Source organism: Pseudoblastomonas aquimaris (assembly GCF_035481675.1).
In the GTDB taxonomy this organism is placed as follows: domain Bacteria; phylum Pseudomonadota; class Alphaproteobacteria; order Sphingomonadales; family Sphingomonadaceae; genus Alteriqipengyuania_B.
On the sequence record NZ_JAYJJW010000001.1, the window covers coordinates 1,746,970 to 1,766,252 of the forward strand.

Annotated in this window: 16 protein-coding genes; 5 read left to right on the forward strand and 11 right to left on the reverse strand. The window is 66.2% G+C overall.

From position 1 onward, the window contains the following. Positions 1 to 10: 10 nt before the first annotated feature. From VCJ71_RS08695 to VCJ71_RS08705, 3 genes are all read right to left on the reverse strand, one after another. On the reverse strand, positions 11 to 823 hold the full coding sequence (locus VCJ71_RS08695; RefSeq protein WP_324640543.1) for an undecaprenyl-diphosphate phosphatase: 813 nt from the start codon (positions 821 to 823) through the stop codon (positions 11 to 13). An 81-nt stretch (positions 824 to 904) separates the two neighbouring features. After that, the gene (locus VCJ71_RS08700; RefSeq protein WP_324640545.1) at positions 905 to 3,016 is read right to left on the reverse strand and encodes a M13 family metallopeptidase; all 2,112 of its coding nucleotides are present in this window, start codon (positions 3,014 to 3,016) and stop codon (positions 905 to 907) included. 142 nt (positions 3,017 to 3,158) lie between these two features. After that, on the reverse strand, positions 3,159 to 4,973 hold the full coding sequence (locus tag VCJ71_RS08705) for an ABC transporter transmembrane domain-containing protein (RefSeq protein ID WP_324640547.1): 1,815 nt from the start codon (positions 4,971 to 4,973) through the stop codon (positions 3,159 to 3,161). A gap of 179 nt (positions 4,974 to 5,152) precedes the next feature. On the opposite strand from VCJ71_RS08705, the gene VCJ71_RS08710 reads away from it, so the two are divergent. Then, complete coding sequence (locus tag VCJ71_RS08710; RefSeq protein WP_324640913.1) at positions 5,153 to 6,379, forward strand: polyhydroxyalkanoate depolymerase; 1,227 nt, start codon at positions 5,153 to 5,155, stop codon at positions 6,377 to 6,379. A gap of 47 nt (positions 6,380 to 6,426) precedes the next feature. Here VCJ71_RS08710 and VCJ71_RS08715 read toward each other — a convergent pair whose 3' ends face one another. The 8 genes from VCJ71_RS08715 to VCJ71_RS08750 all read right to left on the reverse strand — a co-directional run bounded on the left by VCJ71_RS08715 (position 6,427) and on the right by VCJ71_RS08750 (position 13,211). Beyond that, a complete protein-coding gene (locus tag VCJ71_RS08715) occupies positions 6,427 to 7,191 on the reverse strand; it encodes a hypothetical protein (protein ID WP_324640549.1) in 765 nt (254 codons plus the stop codon). Between the two features lie 98 nt (positions 7,192 to 7,289). Next, a complete protein-coding gene (locus VCJ71_RS08720; RefSeq protein WP_324640550.1) occupies positions 7,290 to 7,901 on the reverse strand; it encodes a DUF4126 domain-containing protein in 612 nt (203 codons plus the stop codon). A gap of 52 nt (positions 7,902 to 7,953) precedes the next feature. Further along, positions 7,954 to 8,556 carry a hypothetical protein gene (locus VCJ71_RS08725; protein WP_324640551.1) on the reverse strand — a complete coding sequence of 201 codons (603 nt, stop codon included), beginning with the start codon at positions 8,554 to 8,556 and terminating at the stop codon, positions 7,954 to 7,956. A 105-nt stretch (positions 8,557 to 8,661) separates the two neighbouring features. Next, positions 8,662 to 9,843: an acetyl-CoA C-acyltransferase gene (locus VCJ71_RS08730; RefSeq protein WP_324640554.1), complete on the reverse strand. Its 1,182-nt coding sequence runs from the start codon at positions 9,841 to 9,843 to the stop codon at positions 8,662 to 8,664. 45 nt (positions 9,844 to 9,888) lie between these two features. After that, positions 9,889 to 10,338: a MaoC family dehydratase gene (locus tag VCJ71_RS08735; RefSeq protein ID WP_324640555.1), complete on the reverse strand. Its 450-nt coding sequence runs from the start codon at positions 10,336 to 10,338 to the stop codon at positions 9,889 to 9,891. A 152-nt stretch (positions 10,339 to 10,490) separates the two neighbouring features. Next, positions 10,491 to 11,612, reverse strand: coding sequence for an acyltransferase family protein (locus VCJ71_RS08740; RefSeq protein WP_324640557.1), 1,122 nt, complete (start codon positions 11,610 to 11,612; stop codon positions 10,491 to 10,493). Continuing rightward, the gene (locus VCJ71_RS08745) at positions 11,609 to 13,009 is read right to left on the reverse strand and encodes a putative O-glycosylation ligase, exosortase A system-associated (RefSeq protein WP_324640559.1); all 1,401 of its coding nucleotides are present in this window, start codon (positions 13,007 to 13,009) and stop codon (positions 11,609 to 11,611) included. The genes VCJ71_RS08740 and VCJ71_RS08745 overlap by 4 nt, the downstream gene beginning before the upstream one ends. Further along, on the reverse strand, positions 13,002 to 13,211 hold the full coding sequence (locus VCJ71_RS08750; protein WP_324640560.1) for a hypothetical protein: 210 nt from the start codon (positions 13,209 to 13,211) through the stop codon (positions 13,002 to 13,004). The genes VCJ71_RS08745 and VCJ71_RS08750 overlap by 8 nt, the downstream gene beginning before the upstream one ends. A gap of 65 nt (positions 13,212 to 13,276) precedes the next feature. Here VCJ71_RS08750 and VCJ71_RS08755 point away from each other — a divergent pair, with 65 nt between their 5' ends. From VCJ71_RS08755 to rpoN, 4 genes are all read left to right on the forward strand, one after another. After that, positions 13,277 to 14,521, forward strand: coding sequence for a TIGR04063 family PEP-CTERM/XrtA system glycosyltransferase (locus VCJ71_RS08755; protein ID WP_324640562.1), 1,245 nt, complete (start codon positions 13,277 to 13,279; stop codon positions 14,519 to 14,521). Positions 14,522 to 14,550: 29 nt separating this feature from the next. Continuing rightward, the gene (locus VCJ71_RS08760) at positions 14,551 to 16,707 is read left to right on the forward strand and encodes a hypothetical protein (protein ID WP_324640563.1); all 2,157 of its coding nucleotides are present in this window, start codon (positions 14,551 to 14,553) and stop codon (positions 16,705 to 16,707) included. Positions 16,708 to 16,852: 145 nt separating this feature from the next. Continuing rightward, positions 16,853 to 17,614 carry an LPS export ABC transporter ATP-binding protein gene (gene lptB / locus VCJ71_RS08765; RefSeq protein WP_416379163.1) on the forward strand — a complete coding sequence of 254 codons (762 nt, stop codon included), beginning with the start codon at positions 16,853 to 16,855 and terminating at the stop codon, positions 17,612 to 17,614. A gap of 22 nt (positions 17,615 to 17,636) precedes the next feature. Next, on the forward strand, positions 17,637 to 19,064 hold the full coding sequence (gene rpoN / locus VCJ71_RS08770) for an RNA polymerase factor sigma-54 (protein ID WP_324640567.1): 1,428 nt from the start codon (positions 17,637 to 17,639) through the stop codon (positions 19,062 to 19,064). The last annotated feature ends 219 nt before the right edge of the window (positions 19,065 to 19,283 follow it).

Consider the following 19,283-nt stretch of genomic DNA (forward strand, 5'->3'; position numbering starts at 1 on the left):
GACGGGCTTGTTAACGAAGCGCCAGCCACGCGACGGCGGCGGCGCCGATCACGATCCGGTACCACGCAAACGGCGCGAAACCGTGCTTGGAGACATAGGCGACGAAGGCCCGGATCACGACCAGCGCGACCACGAAACTGACCGCGAAACCGATGGCGATTTCGTACCAGCCTACGGTCATCGTGCCGGCAGTCAGCTCGTCGCCCTTCTGGATCAGTTCCAGGGTGGTTGCCCCGATCATCGTCGGCACCGCGAGGAAGAAGGAAAACTCCGCCGCAGTCTTGCGATTGATGCCCATCGCAAGCGCGCCCATAATCGTCGCGCCGCTGCGGCTGACGCCCGGCACCATGGCAAGGCACTGGGCAAGGCCCACGCCGATCACCTGCTTCATGGGGAGGTCGGCCACCTTGGTGTCGCCGCGCGGGTTGGCGACTTTCTCGATGCCCAGGATGGCGATGCCGCCGATGATCAACGCCCACGCCACGATCGACGGGCTGCCGAGCATGATGTCGATATAATCCTTCAGCGCAAGGCCGAGGATGGCCGACGGCACGAAGGCGAGGATGATGTTACGGGCGAAGCGCAGCCCTTCGCTTTCCAGCTTCAGCACCCCCATCCCGGCGTTCCAGAAGGTGGGCCAGTACTGGTAGACCACCGCCAGGATCGCGCCCAGCTGGATGACCACGTTGAACATGGCCCACTGCGCGGCGTCGTAGCCGAACAGTTCGGAGGCCAGGATCAGGTGCCCGGTCGAGGAAACGGGCACGAATTCGGTCAGGCCCTCGACAATGCCGAGGAGGATTGCGGTCAGCGTGGTGTTCATGGGCGCACCCCCTCAAAGCGAAGCGGGCCCGAGTCAAGCGACCCGGGCCCGCAAACGGCGATTAATCGGAAAAGCGAAGGCTTACCAGATCTTCACGCGCTCTTCCGGCGGCAAGTACAGTTCATCGTCCGGGGTGACACCGAAGGCATCGTACCAGGCGTCGATGTTCCGGACCACGCCGTTCACGCGGTACTCTTCCGGGCTGTGCGGATCGACCTGCAGGCGCTGCCGGCCGATTTCCTCGCGCTGCATGGAACGCCACACCTGCGCCCAGGCGAGGAAGAAGCGCTGGTCGCCGGTCAGGCCGTCGATCACCGGTGCCTCTTCCCCGTTCAGCGACAGCTTGTAGGCGCGGTAGGCAAGGCTGAGCCCGCCGACGTCGCCGATGTTCTCGCCCAGCGTGAAGCGGCCGTTCACGCAGGTCTCGCCGTCGTCATAGGGGCAATAGGCATCGTACTGGGCGGCCAGCGCATCGCCGAGCTCGGTGAAGCGGGCCTTGTCTTCCGGCTGCCACCAGTCGCGCAGCGTGCCGGTGGCATCGTATTTCGCGCCCTGGTCGTCGAAACCGTGGCCGATTTCGTGGCCGATCACGCCGCCGATGGCGCCATAGTTCACGGCCGGGTCGGCGCTGGCGCCGAAGAACGGCTGCTGCAGGATGGCGGCCGGGAACACGATCTCGTTGAAGACCGGGTTGTAATAGGCGTTCACCGTCTGCGGCAGCATGAACCATTCGGTCTTGTCGACTTCGGTGCCGAGCTTGGAAAGGTTGTCCTTCATGCCCCATTCGGCCGCCGCCATGCGGTTGGCCAGCGGGTCGGACGTGATCGTCAGCCCGTCATAGGTTTCGAAGCTGTCGGGGTAGCCGATCTTGGGATTGAACGAATTCAGCTTGGCGAGGGCCTGCGCCTTCGTTTCCGCCGTCATCCAGTCGTTTTCCTCGATGCTGTCCGCCATGGCGAGCCGCAGGTTGGCGACCAGTTCGTCCATCGCTTCCTTGCTGGCAGCGGGGAAGTACCGCTCGACATAGACCTTGCCCAGCTGTTCGCCGAGCATGCCCTGCGTCGCCGCGATCGCACGCTTCCAGCGCGGCTGCTGTTCCTGCGCGCCCGACAGCGTCTTGCCGAAGAAGGCGAAGTTCGCCTCGTCGATGTCGCTCGGCAGGACCGAGGCGTTGTTGCTGATGAAGGTCTTGGCGAGATAGGCCTGCAGCACCGGCAGGTCGGTGCTTGCGATCAGCTTCGCCATTGCCGGCAGGCCGCCGCCCATCTTGGCGAGGTCTTCTGCCGTGAGTCCGAGCGTCTCGATCTCTTCGGCGGTCGGCGGCATCTGGCTGACGTCGAAGGCATCGACGTCGCCCAGGTCCATCGCATTGAGCATGGTGGCGAGCGGGAAGCCTTCCGTCGCCGCGTCCAGTTCCGCGCGGGTCAGCTTGTTATAGGTGAGATCCGCGTTGCGCAGCATGGTGCGGTCCCATTCCAGCACGGCGACCTGCTTTTCGAAGGCATAAACTGCCTGCGCAGTGGTCGCCGCATCGGCGTAACCGGCCTTGTCCAGCAGGAAGGTGAGGTAATCCATGTAGGCGGTACGGATCGCGGTGTTACGCTCGTTATCGACGAGGTAGTAGTCGCGGTCCGGCAGGCCCATGCCGTCGAAGCCGACGCCCACGATGTAGGTGTCCGGGTCCTTGCTATCCACGGTCACGCCGCCGCCGATGAGGGAAGGCATGCCGGGCTTCGCCATCACGGCAGCCAGCTCGGTCAGGTTCGAAGCGCCGTAGATTTCGCCGAGATACGGATAGGCCGGTGCCATGCCGGCGGCATCGATCGCGTCGGTGTCGAGGTAGGACTTGTAGGCGGTGGCGATGCGGGCCTCGGTGCTGCCGGCGGCGAAATCGCCGTCTTCCAGCTCGTCGACCAGCGCCTTCACATCGTCGCGCGACTTCTCGCCGAGCAGGGTGAAGGCACCGAAGCGCGAATATTCGGACGGGATCGGGTTCGCGTCGATCCACTTGCCGTTGACGTAGTCGAAGAAGTCGTCGCCCGGATCGACCGACTGGTCGAGCAGTTCGGGCTGCACGCCCCAGCTACCGAAATCCATTTCCGGCGTGGTGCTTTCGCCGTCCTGGGCGAGCGCGGGTGCGGCCATGGCCAGCGCGGCGAGCGAGGCGCCCGCGGCGAGCATTGTACGAAGCATAGAAATATCCTTGTCCCTAAAGATTCTCGCGCCGGACCCCCGCCGGCGCGCATGCGCGCGAGAATAGCGGCAAACTGCCGTATTCTCTAACGCTTCGTCGATGAACCGGTGCTGTTCGTCGAAGCGGCTCGAACTCGGGGGCTCAGGCGGCGTCCTGGAATTGCAGCGAGGCGAGGCGCGCATAGAGACCGCCTGCCGCATTGAGCTCCGCATGGGTGCCCTGCTCCACGATCCGGCCTTCGTCCATCACCACGATCCGGTCGGCGGCGCGAACTGTGGCGAGGCGGTGGGCGATGACCAGCGTGGTGCGGTCCAGCATCAGCGTGTCGAGCGCCGCCTGCACCGCGCGTTCGCTTTCCGCATCGAGCGCGCTGGTCGCCTCGTCCAGCAGCAGGATCGGCGCATCGCGCAGCAACGCCCGAGCGATGGCGATGCGCTGGCGCTGCCCGCCGGAGAGGCGCGCGCCGCCTTCGCCCAGCTGCGAATCCAGCCCTTCCGGCAGGTCGCGCAGGAAGCGGCTGGCATGCGCTGCCTCCGACGCTTCCCAGATCATCGCGTCGCTCGCGTCCCAGTTGCCATAGCGCAAGTTGTCGCGCGCGCTGGCCGCGAACAGGCGGCCATCCTGCGGCACCAATGCGAAACGGCGACGGATGTCGGCGGGATCTGCGGCGGTGAGCGGAATTCCGTCGAGCCTGACGGTGCCCGCCTGCGGATCGTAGAACCGCTCGGCCAGCTGGAACACGGTCGACTTGCCCGCCCCCGACGGGCCCACCAGCGCCACGGTTTCGCCAGGCTCCACCGTCAGGCTGAAATCGGCCAGCGCGGGCGTGTCGGGCCGCGTGGGATAGCGGAAAGTAACGTTGCGGAAGGACAATGACCCGCGCGGCGGCTGCGGCAGGGCCTGCGGGCGCGCAGGCGCCTTGATCGCCGGTTCTTCCTTCATCAGTTCGTTGAGGCGGCTGGCCGCGCCGGCCCCGCGCAGCAGCTCGCCATAGACCTCGGTCAGCGCGCCGAATGCCCCCGCCACCAGCCCGCCGGTCAGCACGAAGGCGGCGATGGTGCCGCCGCTGATCGTGCCTTCGGCCACGCCGATCGCGCCGCGCCACATCAACAGGGTGATCGCCCCGAAAATGAACAGGATGATGATCGCGGTCATCGCGCTGCGTAGCAGGATACGCCGCCGGGCCGTGTCGAAGGTGCGCTCCACCGCGCCGGCGAAGCGGGCCTGTTCGCGCGCTTCCTGGTTGAAGCCCTGGACGATCTTCATCGCGCCGAGCGTTTCCGCCACCATCGAGCCGACATCGGCGATCCGGTCCTGGCTCGACCGCGAGACGGAGCGGATGCGCCGCCCGAACCACGCGATGGGCAGCACGATCAGCGGGATACCGATGACGAGGCCGAGGGTGAGCTGCGGCGCCAGCGTGAACAGGTAGATCGTCCCGCCGATGCCCATGATGATGTTGCGCAGCGCGACCGACACGGTGGTGCCCACGACCTGCTCGATCAGCGCGGTATCGGCGGTCAGGCGGCTGGCGATCTCGCTCGGCGAATTTTCCTCGAAGAAGCCGGGCGATAGGCGCAGCAGGTTCTTCTGCACGTCGGTGCGGATGTCGGCGACCACGCGCTCGCCCAGCCAGCTCACGAAATAGAAGCGCAATGCCGTGCCGATGGCCAGCACCACCACGATCAGCAGCAAATATTCGAACCAGCGCCCGATATCGGCGGGATCGCCGCCCTCGGCAAAGCCGCGGTCGATAATCAGCTTGAAGCCCGCCGGTATCGCCAGCGTGGCAGAGGCCGTCACCAGCAGCGCCGCGCCCGCCAGCGCCAGCTTGGAGGGATAGGCCAGCGCCGCCTTCCATACCATCGCCAGCGGCCCGATCGAGCGCGCAGGCTTGGCCGCAGCGGCATCGATGGCGCCGGCGTCCGGCTCTGGCTGGTCTTGGGTTTCGGGCATTACGGGCGCCTTACATCAGCGGTTGGCCGCTGCAAAGCTGGGGCCTTGCGCCGCCGATACAAGCCACATTCGCCGGAGCAAATCGGGCGCTGCTGCATTGCACAATGAAACGCAAAGCGCCACATAGCGGGTACGAACCGCCCGCGAGCGCCAGTTCGCGCGGCCAGCAGGGGATTACAGTGCTTTACAACGCTTACGAGATGCAGCGGCAGTTCCTGTCCGGCGCCAGCGCCTGGGCGGCTGTCAGCGCGCAGTGGCTGACTAATCCGCGCAACCCGCTCGGGTACCTCGGTTTCACGCCGATGATGGCGAGCGCGCTCGACGTGTTTTCCCATGCATCGGCAAGCTACGGCAAGCCCGCCTTCGGTATCGAGACCGTCCCCGTGGACGGGAAGGATATGGCAGTGACCGAAACCGTGGTCGAGCGCCGCGCGTTCGGCGACCTCAGGCATTTCAAGCGCGACGGCCTGCCCGAAGATGCGCCCCGCTTGCTGATCGTCGCCCCGATGAGCGGGCATTACGCCACGCTGCTGCGCGGCACGGTCGCGCGGATGGTGGAAAGCGCGGAAGTCTGGGTCACCGACTGGGCCGATGCGCGCAGCGTCAATATCGACAAGGGCAGTTTCGACCTCGACGATTACATCGATTACCTGATCGACTTCCTCGGCGTGATCGGGCCGGATGCGCACATGCTCGCCGTGTGCCAGCCCAGCGTCCCCGCGCTGGCGGCAACGGCGGTGATGGCCAAGGCGGGCGATCCCAACCGCCCCGCGACGCTGACCATGATGGGCGGGCCCATCGACACGCGCCAGTCGCCCACCACCGTCAACGACCTTGCCATGCAGCGCCCGCTCGCGTGGTTTCGCACGCAGGTGATCGCCACAGTGCCGCTGCAATACGAAGGCGCGGGACGGCGCGTCTATCCGGGCTTCCTGCAGCTGGCCGGGTTCATGACCATGAACCTGGGCGAGCACATGATGAGCCATTACGAGATGTTCAAACACCTGCGCGCCGGCGACGACGAGAGCGCGGAGAAGACCAAGGATTTCTACGAGGAATACCGCAGCGTCTGCGACATGACGGCGGAATTCTACCTCCAGACGGTGGAGGAGGTGTTCCAGAAGCACTCGCTGCCGAAGGGCGAATTTATGCACCGCGGCGAACTGGTGGACCTCGGCGCCATCACCGACACCGCGATCCTGGCTATCGAGGGCGAGCGTGACGATATTTCCGGCATCGGCCAGACGCGCGCCGCGCTCGACATCACGCCCGGCCTGTCGATCAAGCAGAAGAAATACCACCTCGCCCTCGGCGCGGGCCATTACGGCATTTTCAACGGCAGCAAGTGGCGCGAACAGATCGCGCCCGTGGTTGAGGAATGGATGGCGGCGAACAGCCGGGACTAGGCGTCCGCCGCCATCGGGCTACCCTCAGTCGAGCTGAGCTTCTTCGCTCAGTTGGGATACGCCCAGGTAGGATTGTACAGCGTGTAGTTCATTTCGGTGCCATCACGGAGATTAGCGGAATATTCGTCCATTCGGCTTCGTGCGAAATCGAAATACTCCTCGTCATAGGTCGAGCAAAGCAGGTAATCCGGCGTGACCCCCTTGGCTTCACGCAGATATTCGCGCCATTTGACTTCGGCACCTTCCTGGAAATGGAGACCGGTTTCGCGCATGTCGCGGTAAGACACTTCGACCAGTCCGATACTGGACACCCAGCTCTGACCGGCACGTTGCACCGTCACTCCACCCCGCGCCTGACACCACACCCATTTCTTGATCGTTCGATCCAGCCCATCATCCGATGTCGACGGCGAACTGAGGCGCGCCGTTCCGCCCGACCTGCTGGCACTGCTTGTCGAGCTCGACGAAGAAGTGGACGTATCGCTGGAATCGCTATCGCTATAGCCGCCAGGCGGCAGGTAGCGGGCCGCTTCCTCCGCTTCCATGTTGCGCTGGGCATCGGCCATGCCTTGGGCCAGCTCGCCGGGCGTCAATGCGCCGTTACCCATGGCAGCGCCGAGCGACATGCCGGCAACCGCCCACACTAGCGTCATCAGCCCATCGCCGGAGTCCATCGAATCGCCCAGCGCTGCACCGCCGGCAAGCGCGCCAAGATATCCGCCTGCCCCCATGTTGGCGCAGCCCGAAACGGCCAGCGCCGCGCTTGCCGTGCACGCCACCATGGCGTGCCTCGCACGTGTCTTGAATGTCATCGTCGAAACCCCCTGTTATCGAGGGCCGCCAAGTAATAGGCACGATTGCGCCCGCACAATCACCCTCAAGGGGGATGCGGACGAAAAAATTTGACCGTTCAGCCTGTTGGCGGAGGCTGCTGCGGCTTGCCGAAGCCGAAGATGTGGCGGATGACGCGGCGCGCGGCGATCAGTAGCCAGATTACCAGCGCGAGGAGGATCAGTGCGATGACCCCGGCCGCGACCGGGTATTCGTAGGCGAGGTACAGCAGGCCCGCCGTCGCCACGTCCTCCATGGCCGAGACCGCGACATTGCTGACCGGCTCAGGGCTGGTGTTGACGACTGCCCGCGCGCTCGCCTTGCCGCCGTGGGCCAGCAAGGCGCCGCCTCCGCCGAGCAGAAAGGCGATAACCTGCATCGCGGGGTCTGCGGGATCGACGATGGCCAGCGCCAGCAGCGCGCCGCCCACCGGCCGCACCAGCGTGTGGACCGTGTCCCACACGCTGTCGAGCCACATGACCTTATCGGCGAAGAACTCCGCCAGCGCGCCGATGGCAACGATGCCCATCACCCACGGATTGGCCAGCACGTCGAGCGAGGCGAGATGGTCGGGCAGCGGGATCGCCCCCAGCCGCATGGCGAGGCCGGTGGCGAACACGCAAAGGTAGAGCCGCCACCCGGCGAGCAGGCTGACGCTTCCGGCCAGCCCGATGATTTCCATGATGCCCATGGCGCGGCACGATGCGCCGCCGCCGCGGTGCTGACAAGCCCGATGCGCGTGCCTAGAGTGCGTCCTCGCCGACAAGCTGCGGTTCGGCGCCGGTGCAATCGAAACCGGCAGCGATCCTATCGGCCAGTTCGCGCGCCCGGCGATTGGCCTTTTCCGCGCTGCCCGCGACCTGTCCGATCGTGCAGCCGGCCTGCTCCACCGTCCCGATGCGTTCGACCATCAGCACCGTGCGGCCCTGCCCCTGTTCGGTAGCATCCGCGAGGCGGTAGATAATGGCGAACGGCGCGCCGTCTTCCAGCCGCCATTCGATCGTTTCAGGTGGATTGTTGAAGGCCCCGATGGTCTGGAAGCCTTCTCCGCGCACGCCGGCATCGATGTCGAACCGACCGTCGCCGTCATCGACGAAAATTGGGATCCCGCGATAGCCGGGGCAGGTCCGCTCGGCCCATTGGCCCTCTTCGCTTTCGGAAGCCGTCACATTGCACGCGTCGAGATCCAAGATGGTGTAGGCGGACGAATTGCGGCCCATCGGCGCCGAAGCGGGCACGCGCCCGGAAATCGGCGCACCGGTCGCATTCGCCTGTTCCGTATCGGCATCCGGAACGTTTCTCGTGTCGCACCCCGCCGCCGCCATCAGGGCGAGCGAGGCTGCCACGGAAATCATCCGAGCGCGCGGGTTCGTTTTTGCCATATGTTATATACGAACCGGGCGGCATCCGGTTTCCCGGATGCCGCCCGATTATGTAGAAATACTGGCGCCTTAGAGGACTTCGAACAGTCCCGCTGCGCCCATGCCGCCGCCGACGCACATGGTCACGACGACGTATTTCGCGCCGCGACGCTTGCCTTCGATCAGCGCGTGGCCGGTGCAGCGCGCCCCGGTCATGCCGTAGGGGTGGCCGATGGAGATCGAGCCGCCGTTGACGTTGAGCAGGTCGTTGTCGATGCCCAGTTTGTCGCGGCAGTAAAGCACCTGCACCGCGAAGGCTTCGTTCAGCTCCCACAGGCCGATGTCGTCGACCTTGAGGTCGAAGCGTTCGAGCAGCTTGGGAATGGCGAAGATCGGGCCGATGCCCATTTCGTCCGGCTCCGTCCCGGCGACCGCCATGCCGACGTAGCGGCCGAGCGGCGTCAGGCCGCGCTTTTCGGCAACCTTGGCTTCCATCAGCACGCTGGCGCTGGAGCCGTCGGACAGCTGGCTTGCGTTGCCCGCAGTGATGGTCATGCCTTCGCCCATGACGGGCTTCAGGTTCGACAGGCCTTCCAGCGTGGTTTCGGGACGGTTGCCCTCGTCCTTGTCGATGGTGACTTCGACATCGCTGACTTCGCCGGTTTCGCGGTCCTTAACTTTGTGCGTGGTGGTGACGGGGACGATCTCGTCATCGAACTTGCCCGCGGCCTGCGCGGCGGCGGTGCGCTGCTGGCTCTGCAGCGCGTATTCGTCCTGCGCCTCGCGGCTGATGCCATAGCGCTTGGCCACGGTTTCCGCGGTGTTGAGCATCGGCATGTAGATCGCGCCGTGCATCGCCATCAGTTCGGGGTCGGGCATGACGCGCATTTCCGGCGTCTGCACCAGACTGATCGATTCCTGGCCGCCGGCGGCGACGATGTCCATCCGGTCGGTAATGATCTGCTTGGCCGCGGTAGCGATGCTCATCAGGCCGCTGGAGCACTGGCGGTCGATGGTCATGCCGGACACGCCGATGGGGCAGCCCGCCCGCAGCGCGACCTGGCGGCCGAGATTGCCGGCCTGCGCGCCCTGCTGCAACGCGGCGCCCCACAGCACGTCGTCCACCTCGCCCGGATCGATCCCGGCGCGTTCCATCGCGGGTTTCAGCGAATAGGCGCCGAGCGTGGCGCCCTTCGTGTCGTTGAAGCCGCCCTTGTAGGCGCGGCCGATGGCGGTGCGGGCGGTGGAGACGATGACTGCGTCACGTGACATGGGGGTATTCCTTTATGGTTCTGGGATGTTCGCGGCTCGCGGCGATCAAACGAAGTACATCGTCATCCATTCGGTGATCAGGGCGGGCTTTTCCTCGCCTTCGATCTCGATGGTGATCTCGCATGCCTGCTGCCACTGGCCGGGGCGCTTCTCGGTCATTTCGGTCAGCTTCCAGTGGCCGCGGATCTTCTTGCCGCTGCGCACTGGGTTGATGAAGCGCGTCTTGTTGCCGCCGTAGTTGACGGCCATCTTGATGCCGTCTGGCCGGGGAACGTCGCTTTCCGCGGTCAGGTACGGGATCATCGACAGGGTCAGGAAGCCATGGGCGATGGTGCCGCCGAAAGGCGTCATCTTGGCCGCTTCCTCGTTCACGTGGATGAACTGGTGGTCGCCGGTCGCCTCCGCAAACTGGTTGATGCGTTCCTGGCTCATTTCGACCCATTCGCTGGTGCCGATGTTTTCGCCGAGCTTGGCTGCGATGTCCTGGGGGCTCATGCCTCTCTCCTTTTCCTGCCGATCTTGCGCTGAGTCGCGCGGGATTGCGCGCTTCATGGCCCAGCACGCCCGCCCACGCAAATGCGTTTGCGGCGACGTTACGGCATGCTGGCGCGCCCCATCGGGCGTCTGGCGGCGCTTCTATCGATGAATCAATTCGGCAGGCGGGCGGGCGTTCCGCCGAACAGGCGCGGGCGGCGCGCGTTCATCCAGCGCTGGGCGGGCTTCTCGAACAGGTGGAAGGCCGCCGCCGACACCGCCAGCACCAGCACGAGGAACAGCGCGAGCGCGCTCGCGGTCAGCTGGCCGCCATCATCGACAAAGGCGATCTTGAACAGGATGAACAGGAAGAAATGCGTGAGGTAGGTCGCGTACGATACGTCGCCCAGCCAGCGCAGCGGCGCGCTGCCGAGCAGCCGGCTGGCGGTGCCGCGATCCATTGCCAGCGCCAGCAGGACGCACGCGAAGGCGGCAGGGGCGAAGGCGGTCTCCGGCAAGCCGAGACCGAACCCAGCCGCCAGTGCCGCAATTGCGGCCAGGGCGGGGATCAAGGGACCGCTGCCGCGCGCCGACAAGGCCTGCCAGACAAGCGCCAAGACCATCCCGGCGGCGAAGCCCAGCAGGCAGCGCCACAGGCCGAGCCCGGCGATGTCCTGCCCCAGCCGGTCGTGGCCATTCGCCGCGAACACGGCCCATAGAGCAGCGAGCAGCAGGGCCAGCAACGCACTCAGCGCGCCGGGTCGCAGCCGCTCCCACCGCGCGGCGAGCACGAGTGCGGGGAATACGATGTAGGCAGCGAGTTCCGTGCTGATCGACCATGCCGGGTGGTTCCAGCTGAGTTCGTGCGTGAAACCCCAGTTCTGCAGCAATAGGATGTGCAGCGGCAGTTCCGCGATCGGGTATCCTTCTGTCGGCCTGCCGGTTGCAACCAGCACCGCGACGAAGGCTATCATCCCGGCGAGAACCGCCATGTGCAGCGGCCAGATGCGCGCGATCCGTTTCCACCAGAAGGCCGGCGCGCCGCCCCAGCCCTCGCTGCGCAGCCTCGCGCCGTAATTGAGCCACATGACGAAGCCCGACAGCATGAAGAAAAGGTCCACGGCGAGGTAGCCGCGGGCGAACACCGCGATAACGTCGCCCGGAAACAGGTCCAGGCTTGCCAGCCGGATGTGGTAGAACACCACGAACCACGCCGCGATACCGCGCAGCCCCGTCAGCTGGTGCAACTGCGGGATCGCGGTCCGCCCGCCCTGCGGCAGGGGCGGCGCGATCACGCGGGCGCTCCGCCGGGAACCTGCCCGGGCATTTTGCGCGCCCGGTGCTGCGCCAGCCGTGCCTTGCGCTCCTCCTCAGCCAGCCGGGCATCGTCGCTGCGGATCGTATGTGCCAGCGCGATCTGCATCGACAGGACGATCAGGATGAAGGGCTGGTAGGCGATGCCCACGAACAGCGAACCGAACAGGAAGACGATCTGCACCTGTTGCAGCGCATTTGCGAGCGCGGCCCAGCGCGCCATCGCCGGATCGCCCGACTTGCGCAGCCTGCGCCTCAATCGCTCCATGCCGACAAGCCCGGTCAGGTGGAGCAGCGCCCACAGGCCGAAGCCGACGAAGCCCTGCTCGCCCAGGACCTCGAAATAGGCGGAATGGAAGGCGCGGCCTTCGTCGGTCACTTCCTGCCGCTGCATCTCGACCACGCCGCCGCCGACGTCGACTTTCTCCACCGTCTCGTAAGTGAAGCTGTTGCCGAGGAAGGCGTCGAACCCGCCGCCGAGTGGCTTATCGCTCACGAAATCGAGCGTCCATTTCCACACCTGCACGCGGGTGGAGGCGCTTTCGTCGGCTTGGTAGCTCGTAATCGTGCCCATCCGCTCCTGGAAGCTGCTCGGCAGGAAGGGCAGCGACACCAGCCCCAGCGCCGCCGCCGCGCCGATATAGAGGAAGCGGTGCTTGACCGTGCGCAGCAGCAGCAGGCCGAGAACCGCGATGCACAGCAGGCCCGTGCGGGTGGAGGTGCCCACCGGGATCAGCAGGCAGGCAAAGGTCATGCCCGCGGCATAGAGCATGGTGAGCCGGTGGCGGGCGGGCAGCAGGGTGGTGTGGCGCGCCACCCACCAGATCAGCGGGATCACCGCGATGGCCGCCGTCGACAGCGTACTGCCTTCGTAAATGCCCGAATTGTCCTGCGTCAGCGTAACGAGGACGCCGTAACCGCCGCCGCCGAAGATCGTCTTGATGCCGCCGGAAATCACGATCGCGCTCATCGACAGGACGAGCACGGTCACCGCCGCCTCCAGCCGCAGCTTGGTCCGGAGAGCCAAGGGCAGGAACAGCGCGAACAGCATCGACTTCCACACCCACGACCATTTTTCCGCCGCCGCTTCAGGGAAATCCGCAAAGCTCGTCGTAAAAGCGCACCACGCCAGCAGCGCGAACATCAGCCCCATGCGCACCGACAGGCGGCTGCCGTGCTTGTTGTCGAACAACAGCCAGCCGCCGAACGCCAGCACGAAGGTGACCAGCGAGATTTTGAGCGAGGGCATCAGCGTCCAGCCGATCTTCTGCGGCGCGACGATGTCGACGTAGAGATAGGCGAGCACCCAGATGAAGGGGCGCCGCAAGCCCAGCGCTATCAGGCCGAGCACGAAGAGGACGAGAGCGAGGTCAAGCATCGCCGCCGTCCTTCCCGTCCGCCGTATCGCGTTCCGCCATCGCCGCCCTGTGGCGGGCCCCGGCGCTCATCCTCGCAGACATTTCCCCCGCGGCTTCGGGCGGCACGACGGTGCCATCGTCCAGGTCGTCGCGCAGCAGCAGCCGCCAGCAGACGTAAAGAATGAGCGCATGGCTCACACCGATGGCGAGATAGTCGATCACCCGGGCGGCCTACCACCGGGCGGTTGACGGCGCGTTAAGCAAACTGTGGCAGATCGCATCGGGTCATGACCCGCATCCTCCCTCGCATCCTCCATGTCCTCGACCACTCGCTGCCCGTCCATTCGGGCTACACGTTCCGCACGCGGGCGATCATGCACGCGCAGGCGGCGAGCGGACTGGACGTGGCGGGGATCACCGGCCTGCGCCATCCGGAGCCCGGCCCGCGCGAGGAGGAGGTCGACGGCCTCGCCTTCCATCGCACGAACGGCGTCGCCAAGGGCCCGCCGGGCTTGCGCGAATGGCGCGAGATCGGCGCGCTTGCCCGCGCGATCGAGCGCGTCGCCCGCGACTTGAAGCCCGACGTGCTGCACGCCCATTCCCCGGCGCTCAACGGTCTCGCCGCGATCCGCGCCGGCCGGTCGCTGGGGATCCCGGTCGTCTACGAAATCCGCGCCTTCTGGGAAGACGCCGCGGTGGAGAACGGGACGGGGCGCGACCAATCGCTCAAGTATCGCCTTACGCGGGAGCTGGAGAACCGCGCCGTCGCCGGGGTCGATGCGGTCTTCACCATCTGCAAGGGCCTGCGCGAAGACCTCGTCGCGCGCGGGCACAACGGCGGCAAGATCGGCATCATGCCCAACGGGGTCGACCTTGCGCTGTTCGGCGAAGCGGCGCCGCGTGACGATGCGCTGGCACAGGAGCTGGGCCTTGGCGAAGGTCCGGTCATCGCTTTCATCGGCAGTTTCTATCCCTACGAAGGGATAGACGACCTGATCGCTGCCATGCCCGCGCTGGTGAATGCCCATCCCGAAGCGAAGCTGCTGCTGGTCGGCGGGGGGCAGGAAGAGGCGGCGCTGAAGGCGCAGGCCGCCGCCTCCACCGCCTCGGACAGCATCGTCTTCACCGGCCGCGTGCCGCATGGGGAAGTTCCGCGCTATTACGCGCTCGCCGACATCATGGCCTATCCGCGCAAGGCCAGCCGCCTGACGGAACTGGTCACGCCGCTGAAGCCGCTGGAGGCGATGGCGCAGGACAAGCTGGTCGCAGCCTCTGACATCGGCGGGCACCGCGAATTGATGACGGACGGCGAGACCGGCGTGCTGTTCGCGCCCGACGATCCCGCCGCACTCGCCGCAAGCCTTGCCGCCCTGATCGACCGCAAGGACAGCTGGCCCGCCATTCGCGCCGCGGCAAAACGCCATGTCGCCGAACGCCACGATTGGGCCCGCAACAGTCAGCGTTATCAGGATGTTTACCAAGCCTTGCTAGCTCCAGGGCCGAATTCCGGGGTCGCAAGCGCTGCCGCATAGGCCGCGCACCTGGACGAAAGGCTGATTTGGTGGGCAAGACTGCGAAGAACGGAGCGGAGCGCAAGGCGGCAAGGCCGTCGGTTGCCACGCATCCCGCATTTCCTGCGATCGTTGCACTGTGGTTCGCCGCCCTGCTCGGCATCGGGTTCCTCGTGCTTCCCGCAGCGTTGCTCGAACGAGTAATCGCCGCGACCGGCCTGCCGGCCATCGTGCCCGCAGCCGCGCCGCCGCTGGGGCTGACGGCCCGGATGCTGCTGGGCGGGACCGCCGCACTGCTCGGCGCGATCCTCGGCTTCCTGCTGGCCCGCAAGGTCGCCGGCATGCAGTCCGCGCCGAAAGCGCCCAAGGTCCGCCGCGTGGCCGAGACCCGCGGCCTCGCAGTGCCGCAGCCGCTCAATGTCGACGAGATCGAGGCGGACCGCATCGAATCGCCCGCGCCGGCCGACGACGAACCCGCCGAACGCACCGATCCCAAGGAATTCGGCCGTGCGACCCTGCCCGGTCGCCGCCGGGCCCTAGCGGTAACAGACGAGAGCAGCACGCCGAGCGAATTCCTCTACACCGTCCCCGTCCCCGGCGGCGAATTCGACGAGAGCGCGGAAGCGCAGGTCGATTTCGGCGAGGATGCGACCGGTCCTGTCGGACCGCAGTACATCCTCGAAGCCACGGTATCTTCCGACCCGGAACCTGTCGCGCCGGTCGCTATCGCCGACCCGGTCGGCGCCTTCGCCCGCTCCCAGCCGGCACCCGCACTTCCCGTCGGCATGAGCGCTGCGGCGGACGAGCCTTTCGAACTCGAAGTGCACGAGGACGATTACGAGGACGATGCGCTGGAACTCGGCGCCTTCGCGCCCCCGCAGGAATTCGAAAGCGAGCCCCAGGCCATGACCGAACCCACGCCCGAACCTACGCCTGAACAGACTCACGACGAGGACCCGATGGCCGCTTTCCGCAACGAGACACCGGCGGCAGCAGCGCCTGCCGAACCCATCCAGGACTTCGCCGTCATGTCCGCGCAAGAAGACCCCGCCGAGGAAGCCGTGCAAGACACCCGGCAGGTTTTCGGCGCAGCGGACAGCGAGCCGCCGTCCGATTTCGCCGCGCCGGCATCCGCGCCCTTCACACCGCCCGCCGATGATGCAAGCGCCCCCTTCGCCGAGCCGCCTGCGCAGGATTTTGCCGCGCCGCCCCCCTCGATGCTCGCCGATCCTCTGTCCGCAGTGATCGATCAGGGTGACGAGGGCGACGACGAGGACCACGCCGAAGACGCACCCCTCGCCTTTGCCGCCCCGTCGCTCGCCGCGCAGCGCGAAGCCGCTGCGGCGGAGGCCCGTGCGCGCGAGGAGGCCGAAGCCGCCGCTCGCGAGGAGGCCGAACGCCTCGCCCGTGAAGAACGCGAGGCCGAGGAGGCCGCTCGCGCAGAAGAAGCACAGGCGGCGGCCGAAGAACGGTTGGACGAAACCCGCGAGACACTCGCCGACGCGCCGCTGGGCGACCTGGTCGAGCGTCTCGGCGCCGCCCTGCGCGACCGGCCCTCGCCCCGTGCCGAGGTGGCAAGCGAGCCTGCCACTACCGCGCCGGTGCCGGACAGCATGAATGCCGATAATTTCGAGGAGGAGGGCGATATCGACCTCTCCGCACTCGATTTCTCGCTGCCGCTGCACGCCGTTGAAGCCGCGCATCTTTCCCCGCGTCTCGACTTCAAGACCGACGAGCCGCAGCCCGCCGAAGCAACCGCAGGCGAGCGACCGCAAGCAGGCGTCACCAAATTGCCCGCCGCCATGATCCCGGTGAACTTCGGGGATGCGTTCGACGCCGAGGATTTCGACGACGAGGAATATGCCGAGGACGAGGAAGACGGTGGCTACAGCTCGCTGCTGGCGATGCGCAATCCGTTCGCGGACGCCAAGGCCGAGCCGATCCGTATCGACCTGCCGGAAGAAGATGAAGACGATCAGCCGATGGTCGTATTCCCGGGACAGGGCGATTTCGCTGCGGCCCCGGCTCCTATCGCGGAAGAAACGTTCGAGCCGCAGGACGAGACGCCCGACAACACGGTGCCCTTCGCCCGCCAGCCCACCGAAACGGCGCAGCCGGCACGTCCGAAAATGGACTTCGAGGAAAGCGAACGCGCCCTGCGTGAAGCCCTCGCCAACCTGCAGCGCAATCAGGGCGGTCGCGGCTGAACGGCCATTCGGGCTGCTGCCATCGGCGGTTAAGCACGTTTCGGGCCAATCAGCGCCGGCAAGGCTTTTCAGCGCCGCCGAGCATGCTAAGGCGCTTCGCATGAGTGCTCTCGACGACGCCCCGTCCGCCGGTGCCAGCCCGGCCATGGCCGACATCCCGGCCAGCGCCGCCCCGCCCATTCCGCAGGGCGGGCTGGAAGTCGTCTCCATCGCCAAGAGCTACGACAAGAAGCAGGTCCTTACCGATATCTCGCTCACCGTGGGCAAGGGCGAGGTGCTCGGCCTGCTCGGCCCCAACGGCGCGGGCAAGACGACCTGTTTCTATTCCATCATGGGCCTGGTGCGCCCCGATGCCGGACGCATCCTGATGGACGGCGTCGATGTGACGAAGTTGCCGATGTATCGCCGCGCGATCCTGGGCCTCGGCTACCTGCCGCAGGAAACCAGCATCTTTCGCGGCATGACGGTGGAACAGAACATCGCCAGCGTCCTTGAAATGGTCGAGCCCGACCGCGAATTCCGCGAGAAGGAGCTGGAGCGCCTGCTCGACGAATTCGGCCTCACACGCCTGCGCGAGAGTGCCGCGATGGCGCTTTCGGGCGGCGAGCGGCGGCGCTGCGAAATCGCGCGCGCGCTGGCGGCCAAGCCTTCGATCATGCTGCTGGACGAACCTTTCGCCGGGATCGACCCGCTGTCGATCAGCGACATCCGCGACCTGGTGGTTGACCTCAAGACGCGCGGGATCGGCGTGCTTATCACCGACCACAACGTGCGCGAAACGCTCGAGATCGTCGACCGCGCCTGCATCATCTATGGCGGCGAAGTTCTGTTTGCAGGCACGCCGCACGAGCTTGTCGCCGACGAGAACGTGCGCCGCCTCTACCTCGGCGAAGAGTTCACGCTGTGAGCCTGCCAACGGGGCGCTGATCATGGCACTGGGCCCACGGCTCGACCTGCGCCAGTCGCAATCGCTGGTGATGACGCCGCAGCTGCAGCAGGCGATCAAGCTGCTGGCGCTGTCGAACCTCGAAATCGAGAGCTTCATTTCGGACGCGCTGGAAAGCAATCCGCTGCTCGAAGCGGGCGAAGTCCGGCGCGAAGATGGGGTCGACGACGCGCCTCCGGCAGAAGAGACCGCCGCCGACAATTCGATGGAGGGCGACAGCGCGCTCGACATCGATCCCGACAGTCTCGACCGCGACCGCGATACGGGCGACTTCGGCGCAGCGAGTGCATCCTATGGCGAGGAAGGGCCCGACATCGCCGAACAGGGCGACGGCGGGCCGACGCTGGCCGAACACTTGCACGCGCAAGTGGGCGCGGCGTCGCCTGATGCGCGCACCGCCTTCATCGCCGCGCACATGATCGGGCTGCTCGACGAGGCGGGCTATCTTGCCACCCCGCTGCGGCACATCGTCGGCGAACTGGGCGCGCAGGAGCACGAGGTGGAGGCGGCGCTGGAAGTGCTGCAATCGCTCGATCCCACGGGCGTCGGCGCGCGCAGCCTTGCCGAATGCCTCGCCCTGCAAGCGAAGGAGGCCGACCGCTTCGACCCGTGCATGGAAGCGCTGCTCGAAAACCTCGACCTGATCGCCCGGGGCGATATCGCCAGGCTGAAGCGCTTCTGCGGCGTCGACGACGAGGATTTCGCCGACATGATCGCCGAAATCCGCGGATACGACCCGAAACCGGGCCTGAAGTTCGGCGACAACACCGCAGGCGCGGTGGTGCCCGACGTGCTGATTTCCGCGCAGGATGCGGGCTGGCGTATTCGCCTGAACGCCGCGACGCTGCCCCGGCTGGTGGTCAACCGCGACTATTATCTCGACCTCAAGAACGGCGCGAGCGACAAGGAAAGCCGCGCCTGGCTGGGCGAGAAGCTGGCCGATGCGAACTGGCTCATCAAGGCGCTCGACCAGCGGCAGAAGACCATCCTGAAAGTGAGTGAGGAAATCGTGAAGCTGCAGGAAGGCTTCTTCCGCAAGGGCGTGTCGCAGCTGCGCCCCCTCACCTTGCGCGAAGTGGCCGAGGCGATCGACATGCACGAAAGCACGGTCAGCCGCGTGACCAGCAACAAGTACCTGCATTGCGACCGCGGCACGTTCGAGCTGAAGTATTTCTTCAGCAGCGGCGTCTCCAGCTCGGACGGCGAAGGTGCCAGTGCGGAAGCGGTGAAGGCGCGCATCCAGGCGCTGACCGATGCGGAAGATCCGAAAAAGATCCTGTCGGACGACAAGCTGGTCGAACTGCTCAAGGCCGAAGGCTTCGACATCGCCAGGCGCACAGTGGCCAAGTATCGTGAGGCGGCCGGCATCGGCAGCAGCGTGCAACGCCGCCGCGCCAAGAAGCTGGGTTAAGGAAGCACGTCGCTACCCCTAGCGGCGCAAAGGCGCCACCAAAGGCCAAGCGGCCGCCCGCAGGTGCCCCGCAGCCGGAACGAAGTCCCGGCGAAGGGAACTGCGCCGAGGAAATCCGAAACAAGGGTGTGACCCGAAAGACTCAGCATAAAAACTCAGCCTCCGGTTACCCGTTGTTAACCTTTTTCTTTCACACCTTGTGTGGTTAACAAGCGGCAA